The 17,065-nt window shown below is 59.8% G+C and carries 14 protein-coding genes; 8 read left to right on the top strand and 6 right to left on the bottom strand.

Annotated elements, in window-relative coordinates; genetic code table 11:
- Positions 1 to 608: 608 nt before the first annotated feature.
- Positions 609 to 1,151 (top strand): Der GTPase-activating protein YihI, encoded by a 543-nt coding sequence (yihI, locus tag ACORQT_RS24080; protein WP_015379455.1) that lies wholly within the window; start codon positions 609 to 611, stop codon positions 1,149 to 1,151.
- A 182-nt stretch (positions 1,152 to 1,333) separates the two neighbouring features.
- The gene (gene hemN, locus ACORQT_RS24075; RefSeq protein ID WP_042785602.1) at positions 1,334 to 2,707 is read left to right on the top strand and encodes an oxygen-independent coproporphyrinogen III oxidase; all 1,374 of its coding nucleotides are present in this window, start codon (positions 1,334 to 1,336) and stop codon (positions 2,705 to 2,707) included.
- 34 nt (positions 2,708 to 2,741) lie between these two features.
- Here hemN and ACORQT_RS24070 read toward each other — a convergent pair whose 3' ends face one another.
- The 4 genes from ACORQT_RS24070 to glnA form a co-directional block, all read right to left on the bottom strand.
- Positions 2,742 to 2,864 (bottom strand): YshB family small membrane protein, encoded by a 123-nt coding sequence (locus ACORQT_RS24070; RefSeq protein ID WP_015379453.1) that lies wholly within the window; start codon positions 2,862 to 2,864, stop codon positions 2,742 to 2,744.
- Positions 2,865 to 2,977: 113 nt separating this feature from the next.
- A complete protein-coding gene (gene glnG, locus ACORQT_RS24065) occupies positions 2,978 to 4,390 on the bottom strand; it encodes a nitrogen regulation protein NR(I) (protein WP_033652266.1) in 1,413 nt (470 codons plus the stop codon).
- 8 nt (positions 4,391 to 4,398) lie between these two features.
- Positions 4,399 to 5,448, bottom strand: a complete 1,050-nt coding sequence (gene glnL / locus ACORQT_RS24060; RefSeq protein WP_004931246.1) for a nitrogen regulation protein NR(II) — start codon at positions 5,446 to 5,448, stop codon at positions 4,399 to 4,401.
- A gap of 194 nt (positions 5,449 to 5,642) precedes the next feature.
- Positions 5,643 to 7,052 carry a glutamate--ammonia ligase gene (gene glnA / locus ACORQT_RS24055; protein ID WP_033645173.1) on the bottom strand — a complete coding sequence of 470 codons (1,410 nt, stop codon included), beginning with the start codon at positions 7,050 to 7,052 and terminating at the stop codon, positions 5,643 to 5,645.
- A gap of 369 nt (positions 7,053 to 7,421) precedes the next feature.
- Between glnA and typA the strand changes: the two genes are divergently transcribed.
- The 5 genes from typA to fabY all read left to right on the top strand — a co-directional run bounded on the left by typA (position 7,422) and on the right by fabY (position 12,350).
- The gene (typA, locus tag ACORQT_RS24050; protein ID WP_004931243.1) at positions 7,422 to 9,245 is read left to right on the top strand and encodes a ribosome-dependent GTPase TypA; all 1,824 of its coding nucleotides are present in this window, start codon (positions 7,422 to 7,424) and stop codon (positions 9,243 to 9,245) included.
- A gap of 166 nt (positions 9,246 to 9,411) precedes the next feature.
- Positions 9,412 to 10,002 carry a glucose-1-phosphatase gene (gene yihX, locus ACORQT_RS24045; RefSeq protein ID WP_033645174.1) on the top strand — a complete coding sequence of 197 codons (591 nt, stop codon included), beginning with the start codon at positions 9,412 to 9,414 and terminating at the stop codon, positions 10,000 to 10,002.
- A gap of 51 nt (positions 10,003 to 10,053) precedes the next feature.
- Positions 10,054 to 10,947, top strand: coding sequence for a virulence factor BrkB family protein (locus ACORQT_RS24040; protein WP_033652264.1), 894 nt, complete (start codon positions 10,054 to 10,056; stop codon positions 10,945 to 10,947).
- A complete protein-coding gene (dtd, locus tag ACORQT_RS24035) occupies positions 10,944 to 11,381 on the top strand; it encodes a D-aminoacyl-tRNA deacylase (protein WP_016929644.1) in 438 nt (145 codons plus the stop codon). Before ACORQT_RS24040 ends, dtd begins: the two co-directional genes overlap by 4 nt.
- Positions 11,382 to 11,402: 21 nt before the next feature.
- Positions 11,403 to 12,350 carry a fatty acid biosynthesis protein FabY gene (gene fabY, locus ACORQT_RS24030; RefSeq protein ID WP_004931235.1) on the top strand — a complete coding sequence of 316 codons (948 nt, stop codon included), beginning with the start codon at positions 11,403 to 11,405 and terminating at the stop codon, positions 12,348 to 12,350.
- Between the two features lie 38 nt (positions 12,351 to 12,388).
- Here fabY and ACORQT_RS24025 read toward each other — a convergent pair whose 3' ends face one another.
- A complete protein-coding gene (locus ACORQT_RS24025) occupies positions 12,389 to 14,050 on the bottom strand; it encodes an AsmA family protein (RefSeq protein WP_047025864.1) in 1,662 nt (553 codons plus the stop codon).
- A 128-nt stretch (positions 14,051 to 14,178) separates the two neighbouring features.
- Positions 14,179 to 15,579: a nucleobase:cation symporter-2 family protein gene (locus ACORQT_RS24020; protein WP_042785599.1), complete on the bottom strand. Its 1,401-nt coding sequence runs from the start codon at positions 15,577 to 15,579 to the stop codon at positions 14,179 to 14,181.
- A 240-nt stretch (positions 15,580 to 15,819) separates the two neighbouring features.
- On the opposite strand from ACORQT_RS24020, the gene gltS reads away from it, so the two are divergent.
- Positions 15,820 to 17,031, top strand: a complete 1,212-nt coding sequence (gene gltS, locus ACORQT_RS24015; RefSeq protein WP_033645177.1) for a sodium/glutamate symporter — start codon at positions 15,820 to 15,822, stop codon at positions 17,029 to 17,031.
- The last annotated feature ends 34 nt before the right edge of the window (positions 17,032 to 17,065 follow it).

Genomic DNA, 17,065 nt, shown 5'->3' with positions numbered 1-17,065 from the left:
TTGTGAGACATTTGCCATTCGAATCGCGGGTAATGTCGCTTTATTCGAAAGCGACATTTCTGTTTCTTTTTTAAAAACAATGTGTTGTTTTTTCGTTGTGTGGAAATGTCAGTCAAATCGGCCTCCGGTGCCTTGAGCCTTCGCAACAATAACGTAAAGTACTCGTTAACGCAGGGTTGCGCAGGATTAGGGAACATCCGGGAAGGATGACAAATCTCAGGGAATGCACAGGGCGTGCAATGAGTGCCAGGATGAACGCAAAAGGAAGTGACCCTTTCGCACCGGAATAGGCGGCAGGCACATCGGATGGTGAAGTATCGGCAGTTTGGATGCCCGCAGGAAGCGCGCTCGGGAAGAGCGGATGCGAATGGATTGCGCCATGGACGATTTTCCTTTCAGGATGAAGGACGTAGTGGCAGGGAATGCGGTTATAGCAGAAGGAAAAACCGGGATGTTGCATGTACGCAAGGAGCGCGTAACAGGAATACCCTTCGCAAGAAGGTGCGAAATAGGCGGCAGGTTTAACCTGCCGCCTTTTTTCTTTGTCCGCTTTCTGCTAGATTCCGCCGCAATTCTATACTGAATCTACATACCTAAGAGCACACGCTATGAACCAGCCATCAAAAGCACCTCGCGGCAGCGCGGCGAAGTCAAAAACGAAAAAGAAAAGCCGTATGGAGCTCGATCAGGAAGCGCGTGAGCGCAAACGCCTGAAAAAACGCCGCGGCCACGCTTCCGGTTCGCGCACTCAGGTCGAGTCCGGCAGCCAGAAAAACAAATCGGCGGCGGAAGCCAAAGATCCGCGTATCGGCAGTAAAGTGCCGGTTGCGCTGGTGGTCGACGAAACCAAAGTGAAGGCCAAACCGCAGCCGAAGCCAAAGGCCGAAGCGAAACCGCGCCTGTCGCCGGAAGAAGAGCTGGCGAAGCTGGAAAATGACGAACGTCTGAACGCGCTGCTGGATCGCATCGACGATGGCGAAACGCTGAACGCGCAAGAGCAGGCGTATGTCGACAAGACGCTGGATCGCATCGATGTGCTGATGGACGTGCTGGGCATCGAGCTGGGCGATGAAGACGACGAGGAAGAAGAGGAGAAGCAGGAAGATATTCTGAAGCTGCTGAAAGGCGGCAACCCGAAGGACGCTTTTTAACGCGCCATGTGGCTGATCCCGACAATAGCCCTACTCTTGATGTGTTATCTGCTGTGGTTATTCGGTAAACTATGGCGGCTGTCTAAGCGCAAAGCGCGTTTTCGCAGCGCTTCCGTGGCCAGACAGCGCAGACAACCGCCTCTCTCCCGGCCCGGTAGAAAAAGATATCGGAAGGAGTGAGCATGTCAGAGCAGACGATTGTCTGGGATTTGGCCCTGATCCAAAAATATAACTACTCAGGGCCGCGTTATACCTCATACCCCACGGCGCTGGAGTTTAACCAGCGCTACGACGAAGCGGCGTTTCAACGCGCCGCGGCGCGCTACCCTGAGCGCCCGCTGTCGCTGTACGTGCATATCCCTTTCTGCCATAAGCTGTGCTACTTCTGCGGCTGCAACAAACTGGTGACGCGTCAGACGCATAAGGCCGATGAATACCTGAATGTCCTGGCGCAAGAGATCGCCAGCCGTGCGCCGCTGTTCGCCGGCCGCAAGGTTGGCCAGATGCACTGGGGCGGCGGTACGCCAACCTACCTGGACAAGGCGCAAATCAGCCGGCTGGTGGCGCTGCTGCGCGAACATTTTGATTTTCTGCCCGATGCGGAGATGTCGATCGAAGTCGATCCGCGCGAGATAGCGCTGGATGTGCTCGATCATTTACGCGCCGAAGGCTTTAACCGCCTGAGCATGGGGGTGCAGGATTTCAACAAGCAGGTGCAGGCATTGGTCAACCGCGAGCAGGATGAAGCCTTTATCTTCGCCCTGATCGAGCGGGCCAAAGCGCTGGGCTTCCGCTCGACCAATATCGATCTGATCTACGGCCTGCCGAAACAGACGCCGGAAAGCTTCGCCTTCACGCTGCAGCGGGTGGCTGAACTGAATCCCGATCGCCTCAGCGTGTTCAACTACGCGCATATGCCGAATTTATTCGCCGCCCAGCGCAAAATCAAAGACGCCGATCTGCCCAGCGCGCAGCAGAAGCTGGATATCCTGCAGCAGAGCATCGCGTTCCTGACTGATGCCGGCTATCAGTTTATCGGCATGGATCACTTTGCACGCCCGGACGATGAGCTGGCGATTGCGCAACGCGAAGGCAAGCTGCACCGCAATTTCCAGGGCTACACTACCCAGGGCGACAGCGATCTGCTGGGGTTGGGCGTGTCGGCCATCAGCATGCTCGGCGACAGCTATGCGCAGAACCAGAAAGAGCTGAAGCGTTACTATGAGAGCGTACCGGCGCAGGGCAACGCCCTGTGGCGCGGGTTGGCGCTGACGGACGACGATTGCCTGCGGCGCGATCTGATCAAAACGTTGATCTGCAACTTCCGGTTGGCGTATCAGCCGCTTGAACGGCAATACGGCATCGATTTCACCGCTTACTTCGCCGAAGACCTGCAGCTGCTGGCGCCGTTTGAACGCGATGGGCTGGTGGAGCGCGACGAGCAAGGCATTCGCGTCACGCCGCGCGGGCGCTTGCTGATCCGCAATATCTGCATGTGCTTCGACCGCTATCTGCGGCAACAGGCGCGCAGCCAGCAGTTCTCTCGGGTGATCTGAGGATGAAAAAACAGCCGCTGATGCGGCTGTTTTTTTAACTGAAGAAGTTAATCAGCGCGGCGCACAACACCGCGGCGACCGCCGCCTGCGGGGTGTGGCTGGCGGCGGAGCCCAGCTCCGCGCCCTGAGAAATGAACACGATGAATGAGTCCAGCATCGTCAACCTCCAGAGTGTGCGACACGATCATACTGCGCCCGCACCGGCTGTAAAGTCTGCGGTTGGCGTTTTTTTGTGCGCCGGGCTGCGTTTTTTATCATCAACCTCAGCGCCTATTCCATGCCCAGTTCTTTGAGCTTGCGGGTCAGGGTATTGCGGCCCCAGCCCAGCAGGCGTGCGGCTTCCTGTTTGTGCCCCTGGGTGTGACGCAAGGCGGTGGTGAGCAGTGTGCGCTCCATCTCCGGCTGGGCTTCCGACAGCAGATTTTGATGACCGGAACGCAGCGCGCGATCGGCCCACTGCGCCAGCAGCGTGGCCCAGCTGTCCGGCAGGCTGTGGCTGGGGCTCTCCGGCGCGGCGGTTTCGAACAGTTCGCTCGGCAGATCCTGAATCAGCACCTCTTGTCCGGCGGCCATCACCGTCAGCCAGCGGCAGGTATTCTCCAGCTGGCGCACGTTCCCCGGCCAGGGCAGGCGGGTCAGCGCGGTTTCGGTTTCCGGATGCAGGTTCTTGGCCTCTACGCCCAGCTCCTTGGCGGCGATCTGCAGGAAGTGGCGCGCCAGCCGCGGGATGTCTTCCCGGCGCTCGCGCAGCGGCGGCAGGTGTACGCGGATCACGTTCAGGCGGTGGAACAGATCCTCGCGGAACTTGCCTTCCTGTACCCGCAATTCCAGGTTCTGGTGCGTGGCGGCGATGATGCGTACGTCGACCTTCACCGGCGCATAGCCGCCGACCCGGTAGAACTGGCCGTCCGCCAGCACCCGCAGCAGGCGCGTTTGTACGTCGAGCGGCATATCGCCGATCTCGTCGAGGAACAGCGTGCCGCCGTCGGCCTGTTCAAAGCGCCCCTGACGGATTTGGTTCGCGCCGGTGAAGGCGCCTTTCTCGTGGCCGAACAGCTCGGACTCGATCAGATCCTTGGGAATAGCGGCCATGTTCAGGGCGATGAACGGCGACTTGGCGCGCGGGCTGTGGCGGTGCAGCGCATGCGCCACCAGCTCTTTACCGGTGCCGGATTCGCCGTTGATCAGCACGCTGATCGACGAACGCGACAGCCGGCCGATGATGCGAAACACGTCCTGCATCGCCGGCGCTTCGCCGATGATGTCCGCCGCCGGATCGCTGGCCGGCTGGCTGCGCACCGGCTGCTGCTGCTCTTGATAATGGCTGATGGCGCGCTCGACCAGCGCCACCGCTTCGTCGATGTCGAACGGTTTCGGCAGGTAGTCGAAGGCCCCTTGCTGATAGGCGCTGACGGCCGCGTCCAAATCCGAATGCGCGGTCATGATGATCACCGGCAGCATCGGGTGGCGCTGTTTGATCTGCTTGAGCAGCGCCAGACCATCGATGCCCGGCATGCGGATATCGGACAGCAACACGTCGGGAGTTTGCGTGGCCAAGGCTTCCAGCACGTCATTGCCGCCTTCGAAGGTGGCGCAGCTCATGCCCGCGCCGGTGAGCGCGCGCTCAAGCACCCAGCGGATGGAGCTATCGTCATCGACGATCCAGACTATCCCTCGTTGCATTGCAAACCTCACTGACGAATGGGCAGGTAGACCGAGAATTCGGTATGACCTGGCCAACTGTTGAACTCAATTTTTCCGCAATGCTGATCGATCAGATTGCGGGCGATGGATAATCCCAGGCCGGTACCGCCTTCACGGCCGCTGACCATCGGGTAGAACAGCGTGTCCTGCAGCTGCGCCGGCACGCCGGGGCCGTCGTCTTCGACATCGATACGCGCCGCCAGGCGATAGCGGGTGCCGTGCAACGTTATCTGAAACGCGGTGCGGGTGCGCAGCGTAATGGTGCCGCCCGCCTCGCCCAAGGCCTGCAGCGCATTGCGGGTGATGTTCAGCAGCACCTGTTCTATCTGATCCGGGTCGTGGGCCATTTCCGGCAGGCTGGGATCGTAGTCGCGCACCAGCGTGACGTTATCCGGCATTTCCAGCGACACCAGCTGGCAGACGCGCTCCGCGACCTGATGGATGCTCTGGGTGATGTGCTGACCGGGGCGCTGCGGCCCGAGCAGACGATCCACCAGATTGCGCAGCCGATCGGCCTGTTCAATGATCACCTTGGTGTATTCGGTCAGCGCCGGATCGGGCAGCGCTTTGGCCAGCAGCTGCGCCGCGCCGCGCAGGCCGCCCAGCGGGTTTTTAATCTCGTGCGCCAAACCGCGTACCAGATCGCGGGCGGCCACCTGTTGGGCATGCTGCAGCTGTTCCTGGCTCAGGCGGCGCTGATTGTCCATCGGCGCCAGCTCGACCAGGATATAGCCTTCCGGGAGCGCCTGAGCGGTCAGGGAAAGAATATGCGCGCGGCCATCGACCACCAGGGTCACTTCGTTGTCGGTGAAGCCCTGACCGGCGCGCAGGCTTTCACGCATCAGAGAGACGTTCAGCGAAAAATAGCCGAGCAGATCGGGCAGCGGCGTGCCGAACAGCTTGCGGGAGCTTTGCGCCAGCAGCTGCTGTGCCGCAGGGTTGGCGTAGTGAACCGCCAGTGAGTCATCCAACAGCAGGATGCTGTTGATGAGTGAATTGAGGATCTGCCCAGCATCGGGCAGCTTGCCAGTTGCCATACAGCAGACTCCTGCACCTTTTTAGTGCATCTATCCTACTCCATCCGGGATCGGCGCGGTATGGAATAGTTTTGCAGAAAATACGGTGGAGAAAAAAACCCATCCGAAGATGGGCTGAAAGTTTCCACGGCAACAAAAAAGCGATAACAAAAATTGTGGGCGCCGTCCGCCTTTGCAGACGGCGCGGGTAGGGCTTAGACGCTGTAGTACAGTTCGAACTCGACCGGGTGTGGCGTCATGCGAACGCGGTCCATCTCTTCTTTGCGCAGTTCGATGTAGGCATCGATCGCATCGTCGGTGAATACGCCGCCGCGGGTCAGGAACTCGCGGTCTTCGTTCAGCGCGGCCATCGCTTCGTCCAGCGAGCCGGCCACTTTTGGGATCTCGGCTTCTTCTTCCGGCGGCAGGTCGTACAGGTTTTTGTCCATGGCGTCGCCAGGGTGGATCTTGTTGATGATGCCGTCCAGGCCGGCCATCAGCAGTGCGGCGAAGCACAGGTATGGGTTAGCCGCCGGATCCGGGAAGCGGGCTTCGATGCGGCGCGCTTTCGGGCTGGCGACCACCGGGATGCGGATGGACGCGGAGCGGTTACGGGCGGAGTAGGCCAGCATCACCGGCGCTTCGTAGCCCGGCACCAGACGTTTGTACGAGTTGGTGGTCGGGTTTGCCAACGCGTTGATCGCCTTGGCGTGCTTGATGATGCCGCCGATGTAGAACAGCGCGGTTTCAGACAGGCCGCCGTATTTGTCGCCGGCGAACAGGTTGGTGCCGTTCTTGGACAGCGACATGTGGCAGTGCATGCCGGAACCGTTGTCGCCGAACATGGGTTTCGGCATGAAGGTCGCGGTTTTACCGAAGGCGTGCGCCACGTTGTGCACCACGTACTTGTAGATCTGAATTTCGTCGGCTTTCTTGGTCATGGTGTTGAAGCGGGTCGCCACTTCGTTCTGACCGGCGGTCGCCACTTCGTGGTGGTGCGCTTCAACCACCAGGCCCATCTCTTCCATGGTCAGACACATGGTGGAACGCAGATCCTGCGAAGAGTCGACCGGTGGAACCGGGAAATAACCGCCTTTCACCGCCGGACGGTGGCCTTTGTTGCCGCCGTCGTATTGAGTGCCGGAGTTCCAGGCGCCTTCGATGTCGTCGATGGCCACGTGGGAACCGCGGATGCTGCTGCCGAAGCGGATGTCGTCGAACAGGAAGAACTCAGGCTCTGGCCCGAACAGCACGGTGTCCGCGATGCCGGAGGAGCGCAGGAAGTCTTCGGCGCGTTTGGAGATGGAGCGCGGGTCGCGATCGTAGCCTTGCATGGTGCCCGGCTCGAGAATGTCGCAGCGAATGATCAGCGTAGGTTCTTCGAAGAACGGATCCAGAACCGCCGTGCTGGCGTCCGGCATCAGCACCATGTCAGATTCGTTGATGCCCTTCCAACCACCGATAGAGGAGCCGTCAAACATTTTGCCTTCTTCGAAGAAGTCGGCGTTTACCTGATGAGCCGGGATAGTCACGTGCTGTTCCTTACCCTTGGTGTCAGTGAAACGCAGGTCTACGAATTTCACTTCATGCTCATTCAGCATCGTCAAAACGTGTTCAGCGGACATACTTAACTCTCCCGGTTTATCATTGTCGTCGTCGTGGAACGAATCTGTGGAACTGGCTTTTTTCGCCTTGAAAAGACTAAAGCGAAAAGCGTGCCAACTTTTTAAAAAGGCTTTCATCGCCTTTCTGCGCGGGTTTTACCCAGACACAGTATGCACCATCAGTGATAATTTGCACCGTTATGGTGCAATAAGGGTGGGGGTGGGCACTGAAATGGTGCAAAAGTGCAACGATTGCGGCTTTTTGCACCGTGAAAGGGATCACAAACTGACCGGTACGCGGTTGTTTATAAGAGATGGTTGTGATCTTGTTTAGTCCCTCGCTTAATACGTGTACAATAGCGCGCTATTTCTAATGCCCGAGGCAAAGCTGTGATCGAAAATTTGCGTAACATCGCCATTATTGCCCACGTTGACCATGGTAAAACCACCCTGGTTGACAAGCTGCTGCAACAATCCGGTACTTTCGGAGAGCGTGCGGAAGCCACCGAACGCGTAATGGACTCCAACGATTTGGAGAAAGAGCGTGGGATTACCATCCTCGCAAAAAACACCGCCATTAATTGGAATGGTTACCGCATCAACATCGTGGATACCCCAGGACACGCCGACTTCGGCGGTGAGGTAGAGCGCGTGATGTCGATGGTTGACTCGGTGCTGCTGGTTGTGGATGCAATGGATGGCCCTATGCCGCAAACCCGCTTCGTGACCAAAAAGGCGTTCGCCAACGGTCTGAAGCCGATCGTGGTAATCAACAAGGTTGACCGCCCTGGCGCGCGCCCTGACTGGGTTGTGGATCAGGTGTTCGACCTGTTCGTGAACCTCGACGCGACCGACGAGCAGCTCGACTTCCCGATCATCTACGCTTCTGCGCTGAACGGCATCGCCGGCGTCGACCACACCGACATGGCGGAAGACATGACCCCGCTGTATCAGGCGATCGTCGACCACGTGTCTGCGCCGCAGGTTGAGCTGGAAGCGCCATTCCAGATGCAGATCTCCCAGTTGGACTACAACAACTACCTGGGCGTTATCGGCATCGGCCGCATCAAGCGCGGTAAAGTGAAGCCGAACCAGCAGGTCACCATCATCGACAGCGAAGGTAAAACTCGCAACGGTAAAGTGGGTAAAGTGCTGGGTCACCTGGGTCTGGAGCGTATCGACAGCACCCTGGCGGAAGCGGGCGACATCATCGCCATCACTGGCCTGGGCGAGCTGAACATCTCCGACACCATCTGCGACACCAACGCCGTAGAAGCGCTGCCGGCTCTGTCCGTCGACGAACCGACCGTAACCATGTTCTTCAACGTCAACACCTCGCCGTTCTGCGGTAAAGAAGGTAAGTACGTGACGTCGCGTCAGATCCTTGACCGTCTGAACAAAGAGCTGGTGCACAACGTGGCGCTGCGCGTTGAAGAAACCGATGATGCTGACGCCTTCCGCGTATCCGGTCGTGGCGAGCTGCACCTGTCGGTGCTGATCGAAAACATGCGCCGTGAAGGTTTCGAGTTGGCGGTTTCCCGTCCGAAAGTTATCTTCCGTGAAATCGATGGCCGTAAGCAGGAGCCATTCGAGAACGTGACGCTGGATATCGAAGAACAGCATCAGGGTTCCGTGATGCAGGCGATGGGTGAGCGTAAAGCCGACCTGAAAAACATGGATCCGGACGGTAAGGGCCGCGTGCGTCTCGACTACGTGATCCCAAGCCGCGGTCTGATCGGCTTCCGTAACGAATTCATGACCATGACTTCGGGTACCGGTCTGCTGTACTCCACCTTCAGCCACTACGACGACGTGCGTCCGGGCGAAGTGGGCCAGCGTCAGAACGGCGTGCTGATCTCCAACGGCCAGGGCAAAGCGGTCGCGTTCGCGCTGTTCGGCCTGCAGGATCGCGGCAAGCTGTTCCTGGGCCACGGTGCGGAAGTGTATGAAGGCCAGATCATCGGTATTCACTCACGTTCCAACGACCTGACCGTAAACTGCCTGACCGGTAAGAAGCTGACCAACATGCGTGCTTCCGGTACCGACGAAGCGACTACCCTGGTTCCGGCCATCAAAATGACCCTGGAGCAAGCTCTGGAGTTCATCGATGACGACGAACTGGTAGAAGTGACGCCAACCTCGATCCGTATCCGTAAGCGTCACCTGACGGAAAACGATCGTAAGCGTGCCAGCCGCGGTCCAAAAGACGCTTAATCGCTGATTGAGTGTCTCATGCTTAGGGCGCGGCTCTCGCGCCCTGAGTTTTTTCCTCTGTTGTTCCCCGTTTGTGCGGCGCGCTATGCGCTTTTCCGTTCGCTCCCTGTTCAGCTGTTCCTTTTCCCGCTACAGTGAAATCTCACCGGCCCATCAGGAGAGGACTATGCTGTATATCTTTGATTTAGGTAATGTGATCGTCGATATCGATTTCAAGCGTGTGCTGGGCGTGTGGAGCAATTTGAGCGGCACGCCGTTGGCGGTGTTGTCCGATCGTTTCACCATGGGTGAGGTGTTCCAGCAGCATGAGCGCGGTGAAATCAGCGATGAAGACTTCGCCGGCAAACTGTGCGATGAAATGGGCATCGCGCTCAGCTTTGAGCAGTTCGCCACCGGTTGGCAGGCGGTATTCGTCGCGCTGCGCCCGGAGGTGATCGACATCATGCAGCGCCTGCGCAACGAAGGTCACCGGGTGGTGGTGCTGTCGAACACCAACCGTCTGCACTGCAATTACTGGCCGCAGCACTATCCTGAAGTGGCTGCCGCCGCCGATCATCTCTATTTGTCGCAAGATCTCGGCATGCGCAAACCTGAAGCTGACATCTACCGGCATGTGCTGGCCGCGGAAAACACCGCCGCCGCCGACGCGGTGTTCTTCGACGATCACCCGGCGAACGTCCTCGCCGCGCAGGCGCTGGGGATCAAGACGGTGCACGTCACCGATCGCGACGTGGTGCCGGCCTATTTTGCCCAATGAGCGCAGGGCGCGTTAAGCTTAAGGCGTATCAACGGACATCAAGGAGTGACCATGTCGTTTTTCCGCCGCAAGAAGCTGCCTTCTGCGATTAAGCCAAGCGTCACCTTCGGACGGCTGCTGTACCAACGCATCGACCACGATGGCCTGACGATGTTGGCGGGCCATCTCGCCTACGTTTCCCTGCTGTCGCTGGTGCCGCTGGTCACCGTGGTGTTCGCCCTGTTCGCCGCTTTCCCGATGTTTTCCGACATCAGCGAACAGCTGAAGAGCTTCATCTTTTCCAATTTCGTGCCGGCCGCCGGCAACGTCATCCAGAACTACCTGGAACAGTTCGTCGCCAATTCCAACAAGATGACCGCCGTCGGCACCTGCGGGCTGATCGTTACCGCGTTGCTGTTGATCTCCTCGGTGGACAGCGTGCTGAACACCATCTGGCGCAGCAAGAACAAACGGCCGATCGTCTTCTCCTTCGCCGTGTACTGGATGGTGCTGACGCTGGGGCCGCTGCTGGTGGGCGCCAGCATGGCCATCAGTTCCTACCTGCTGTCGCTCAACTGGCTGGCGCAGACCGGCGTCAACGGCCTGGTGGATCAGGTGCTGCGCATCTTTCCGCTGATTTTGTCGTGCACCTCCTTCTGGCTGCTGTATTGCATCGTGCCGACGGTGCGCGTGCCGCCCAAAGACGCGCTGATTGGCGCGGTGGTGGCCGGATTGCTGTTCGAGCTGGGTAAGAAGGGATTCGCGCTGTACGTCACCATGTTCCCCTCCTATCAGCTGATTTACGGCGTGCTGGCGGTGATCCCGATTTTATTCCTGTGGGTCTACTGGAGCTGGTGTATCGTGTTACTCGGCGCGGAAATCACCGTGACCATCGGCGAATACCGTGACTACCGCCGGCAGAAGGCGGAGCAACAGGAACAAAAACCAGAAGGGCAGCAGGAATGATTGCGTTGATTCAACGGGTGTTAAACGCCAGCGTCACGGTAGGTGGCGAGACGGTAGGCAAGATTGGCCCCGGTTTGTTAGTGTTATTGGGCGTGGAGCAGGGCGATAACGAGCAAAAAGCGCAGCGCCTGTGCGAACGCGTGTTGGGATACCGCATTTTCGGCGACGAGAACGACAAGATGAACCTCAACGTCCAGCAGGCCGGGGGCAGCGTGCTGGTCGTCTCGCAGTTCACCCTGGCGGCGGACACCCAGAAGGGCATGCGGCCCAGCTTTTCGCGCGGCGCCGCGCCTTTGGTCGCCGATCGGTTGTATCAATATTTTGTTGGCCAGTGCCGCGAACGCGGCGTAGAGACCCAGACCGGCGAGTTCGCCGCCGACATGCAGGTGGCGCTGGTCAACGATGGTCCGGTGACATTCTGGCTACAGGTCTAAGCATTCGGAGAACAGGCGTCTATGTATCACCTACGAGTACCCGTAACAGAGCAAGAACTGAAGGAGTATTACCAGTTTCGCTGGGAAATGCTGCGCAAGCCGCTGCACCAGCCGGTGGGTTCGGAAAAGGATGCCTATGACGCCATGGCCCATCACCAAATGGTGGTGGACGAGGCCGGTAAAATCGTCGCCATCGGGCGGCTGTACATCAATGCCGACAACGAGGCGGCGATCCGTTTTCTGGCGGTAGATCCGACGCTGCAGGATAAAGGGCTGGGGACGCTGGTGGCGATGACGCTGGAGTCGGTCGCGCGGCAGGAAGGCGTGAAGCGGGTGGTGTGCAGCGCCCGTGAAGACGCGGTGGATTTCTTCGCCAAACTGGGCTTCGTCAATCAGGGCGAGATCACCGCGCCGCAGACCACCCCGATCCGTCATTTTTTGATGATCAAACCGGTGGCGACGCTGGACGATATCCTGCATCGCCCCGACTGGTGCGGCCAATTGCAGCAGGCCTGGTATGAACACATCCCGCTGAGCGAAAAGATGGGCGTGCGCATCAGCCAATACACCGGCCAGCGCTTCGTCACCACCATGCCGGAGATCGGCAACCAGAATCCGCACCATACGCTGTTTGCCGGCAGCCTGTTCTCACTGGCGACGCTGACCGCCTGGGGGCTGATTTGGCTGCTGCTGCGCGAGCGCCATCTGGGCGGCACCATCATTCTGGCGGACGCGCACATTCGCTACAGCAAACCGATTACCGGCAGGCCGCGGGCGGTGGCGGATCTCGGCTCGCTGAGCGGCGATTTGGCGCGTCTGGCGCGTGGCCGCCGCGCGCGCGTACACGCCGAAGTGCATCTGTTCGGTGACGAGGACAAGGGCGCAGTGTTCGAAGGTACCTATATGGTGTTGCCGGCCGAGCCGGATGTGCCGTTGGATCAGGGCGGCTCTGAAGCGCTGGAGGAGTAAGGCGGCGGCCCTGCCCTGAGGGCGGGCCGCGCAGTGCACTACGGCAGTTGTTGGTTCACCGCTTGGCCGTCGCCGGCGGTGGCCTGCAGATTGCCTTTCAATGAGGCCTTGAACGGCCCATCGCTGTTCAGCAGCCCTTTCAACTGCAGCTCAAGGTTGCCGTCACCCGTCAGCGGCACCGGCTGCCATCCCCATTGCTGCAAGGTGTTGATCGGTACCGAACGGCCGTGCAGCGTCAACTGGAACGGCTTGCCCGGCAGCTGATCGACGGTCGCTTTGGCCTCAAGCAACCCATTGGGCATAAAGGCGCTGAGCTCGGTGACGGCGATCTGGTTGGCGTCGGCGTTCAGCGCCAGCGAAGGGCGCCGCACGTCGATTTTGTTGAAGGTGGCCTCGCTGCCGTTCAGGTTCAGCGAACCGGACCAAATGCCCCACTGGTGGTCGCGCGCCAGCAGCAGGTTGCTGCCGTAACCGTCCAGCGCGGTGATCTGGAACGGGAATGCCGGGTTGATATCGATAATCAGATTGCGGTTGGTGGTCAGCTTGGTGACGTACACCTCCGCCAGCCAGTCCGGCAGCGGTTTCAGCCACAGCTCGCGCCAGTCGATCGGTAGGGTGTACTCCAGCGCCGCCATGGCCACTTCATCCAGCTGCAGGCGTTTGCCGGCGCGCAGCCAGTTGCCGGAGGTGCGTAGCAGCCCGCCTTCCCAGCGGGTGGTGAACTGCTGAATGGCGATGCCGGCGGAGGAGAGCCGCAGGGTGGCGATCGGATCGATCAGGTGGAAACCGCCGTTGACCACGTCGCCGGCGTTGACGTTGAGCGAGCCGTCTTCACTGCGCCAGTCGCCTTTTTCGACGCTGACGTTTTGCAGCGACAGGTCGAGATCGTTAACCGCCCACGCCTTGCCTTCCAGGCGCGCATCGATCAGATCGAAACGCTTGAGGGTGACCGGCGGCAGAGCGGTGAAGCGCCGCATGAATTCCGCCAACGTCATCGGGGTCTGCATGCGCACGCCGCTCAGCCGCAGGCGATCCACCTGCCAGCTGCCGTCGGTGGCGCGGCTGGCCACGCCGGTCAGGTCGCCCTGCGCCAGATCGGCGCCGAAGTTGTTCAACAGCAGCTGGCCTTGTTTTTGCTCCCCCTGCACCAACACCTTCGAGGCGGGGATGCCGTTCAGCGTCATCGAACCGGCGCTGAACTGGAACTGGTTGTTGTCCCCCAGCAGATGGCCGGCCAGCGGGCGCCACGGCGTGATGCCGGCATTGACCTGCTGCGCGTTGAGCTGCCACTCGCTATCGTTGGACTGCAGCGCCATGTTGCTCAGTTGCAGCACGTCGGCCTGTACGGGCAGCGCAGCAGCCTGTGGCTGCACGTTCAGCGTGCCGTCGCGCAGCGTGACGCTGTAAAAATAGCGCGGTTCGGTGATTTGGCGCAGGCTGAGGCCGAGATCGACGCGTTTGGCGACCAGCGCCTGAGGTTGGCCGCTGCGCGCCAGCTGCACGTCTTCCAGACCGATCTGGCCCGGCTGATTCCACGAGTGGGTGATTTTTCCTATCGACAGGCGGTATTCGCTGTTGTCGCTGATCCAGGCGCTTAGACGGCCTGCCGCCCAGCGGGTTTGCCCCACCAGATACAGCACCACCGCCGCCAGCACGATCAGCAGCAGCAACGTCAGCAACAGCTTTCCGATAAATTTCATCGTCTACATCCGCATCGGTCAAAAAAGATACCCTGTTTATGCCGCAATTGGCCGGGCATCTCAAGGGCAATGGTCTGATAGACAATAAAAAACGGCCGCAAGCGGCCGTTTGAACGCCAATGGGCGGGTTACTTTTTTTCGTGTTCCTGCGGGAACACTAGGTTCAGCACGATGGCGGTAATGCCGCCGGCGGCGATACCGGAAGAGAGCAGGGTTTTCAGCCAGTCCGGCGCGAACTGCAGGATCAGCGGCTGCTGGGAGACGCCCATGCCGACGGCCAGCGACAGCGCCATGATCATGATAGCGCGCCGGTTCAGGCGTTCGCGCGACACGATGCGCACGCCGGAGGCGGCGATGGTGCCGAACATCACGATGGTCGCGCCGCCCAGTACCGGCTCGGGGATGTGCTGCACGAAGCCGGCCACCGCCGGGAACAGCCCCAGCGCGATCAGCATCAGCGCCACCACGAAGCCGACGTAGCGGCTGGCGACGCCGGTCAGCTGGATCACGCCGTTGTTCTGGCCGAAGCAGGAGTTGGGGAAGGTGTTGAACACCGCCGACAGCATCGAGTTCAGGCCGTTGGCCAGTACGCCCCCTTTCAGACGCTTCATGTACAGCGGCCCGCTGACCGGCTGTTCGGAGACGTCAGAGGTGGCGGTGATGTCGCCGATGGTTTCCAGCGAGGTGACCATAAAGATCAGCATCAGCGGCAGCAACAGGTTCCAGTCGAAGCCCAGGCCGTAATAGAGCGGCGTTGGAATGGTAATCGCCGCCGTCGGTGCCGCCGGAGCGTCGGTGGGCAGCATGTCCATCGCCCAGGCCAGCAGGTAGCCGACCGCCATGGCGATCACCAGCGAAGCGACGCGCAGGTAAGGGTTGCGCTGGCGGTTCAGCAGGATGATGACCGCCAGCACCGCGCCGGCCAGCAGCAGGTTTTTCGGCGAGCCGAAGCTGTGGTCGTTCATCGCGGCATAGCCGCCGCCGATCGAGGTCAGGCCGACCTGAATCAGCGACAGGCCGATGATCATCACCACGATGCCGGAAACCAGCGGGGTGATGATGCGGCGCGCCAGATGCAGCACGCGCGACAGCAAAATTTCGGTGCAGGAGGCGACCATCAGGGTGCCGAACAGCGCGGCCATCATGGTCGGCACGTCGGCGCCGCCGTTTTTCAGCGCCAGGCCGCCCATGATCAATGGCGAAACGAAGTTGAAGCTGGTGCCCTGAATCGACAGCAGCCCGGAGCCCACCGGCCCCCAGGTTTTGATTTGCAGAATGGAAGCCAGACCGGAAGCGAACAGCGACATGCTGATGATGTGTTGGGTATCCTGCGCCGGCAGACCCAGCGCCTGGCAGATCAGCAGCGCCGGAGTGATCACCGCAACGAACATCGCCAACAGGTGCTGGCCGGCGGCAAACAGCGTTTGTGGCAGCGGCGGGCGGTCTTCGAGGCGATAAATCAGTTCGCTGGCGCGGGGTTCAGAGGCGGTTTGGCGTGCGGCATCAAGCTCGGAGGATGACATGCTCATGGTGTGGCGTTTCCAGATACGGCAAAGCAGGCATTTTAATGCGCCGCCCCGCAAAAGCAAACGGTTGCGCCTAAATATTATGTTGCCGACTTTCCCGTTTATGTCGCATTTTCATTCATTTTTTCTTGTCATCTCAGCGTTTTTTACTTCTAATCCTGCACTCATCAAGTTTAAAAACTACGTGGTTTTCTATAACTTATTATTTTTATTTGGATCTTTTCCCTTACATGGAGTACCTGGATGTTTCATCTTGATACTTATGGCACGTTAGTCGCGGCGACGCTGGTTTTGCTCCTTGGGGGCAAGTGCGTCAGAAGCATTCCTCTGCTGCGAAAATATACCATTCCCGCTCCCGTCGCCGGCGGTTTGCTGGTGGCCCTCCTGCTGTTAGTCCTGAAAAAATTCGCCAACTGGGAAATCAGCTTTGACATGTCGTTGAAGGATCCGCTGATGCTGGCCTTCTTCGCCACTATCGGCCTGAACGCCAACCTGGCGCGGTTGCGCGCCGGCGGCAAAGCGCTGATGGTATTCCTGTTCGTGGTGTTGGGGCTGCTGCTGGTACAGAACGCCATCGGCATCGGCATGGCGAAAATGCTGGGGCTGGATCCGTTGATGGGCCTGATCGCCGGTTCGATCACCCTGTCGGGCGGCCACGGCACCGGGGCGGCCTGGAGCAAGCTGTTCATCGAGCGCTACGGCTTTGAAAACGCGACGGAAGTCGCCATGGCCTGCGCCACCTTCGGCCTGGTGCTGGGTGGCCTGATCGGCGGCCCGGTGGCGCGCTATCTGGTTAAACACTCCTCTACGCCGGAAGGCACACCGGAAGACAGCGTGCAGCCGAGCGGCTTCGAGAAGCCGGAAAGCGGCCGCCTGATCACCTCGCTGGTGATGATTGAAACCATCGCCATGATCGCCATTTGTTTGAGCCTGGGGCAGCTGATTGCCGGTCTGCTGAGCGGTACGGTGTTTGAACTGCCTAACTTCGTTTGCGTGCTGTTCGTCGGGGTGATCCTCAGCAACACGCTGGCCTTCACCGGTTTCTATACCGTGTTCGAGCGGGCGGTATCGGTGCTGGGCAACGTCAGCCTGTCGCTGTTCCTGGCGATGGCGTTGATGAGCCTGCGCCTGTGGGAGCTGGCTTCGCTGGCGCTGCCGATGCTGGCGATCCTGGCCGTACAGACGCTGGTGATGGCGCTGTACGCGATCTTCGTCACCTACCGGGTAATGGGCAAGAACTACGATGCGGCGGTGCTGGCCGCCGGCCACTGCGGCTTCGGCATGGGCGCCACGCCGACGGCGATCGCCAACATGCAAGCGATCACCGATCGCTTCGGCCCGTCGCACCTGGCATTTCTGGTGGTGCCGATGGTGGGGGCGTTCTTTATCGATATCGCCAACGCCATCGTCATCAAGCTGTATCTGCTGTTGCCGGTGTTCCCGGCGGTGGGGTGATATCGCGAGTCATCATGAGAAGGGCGCCTGCGGC

The sequence above is a fragment of the Serratia sp. (in: enterobacteria) genome (assembly GCF_052400455.1).
Lineage (GTDB): Bacteria > Pseudomonadota > Gammaproteobacteria > Enterobacterales > Enterobacteriaceae > Serratia > Serratia ureilytica.
This window is presented reverse-complemented; position numbering and strand designations above follow the sequence as displayed.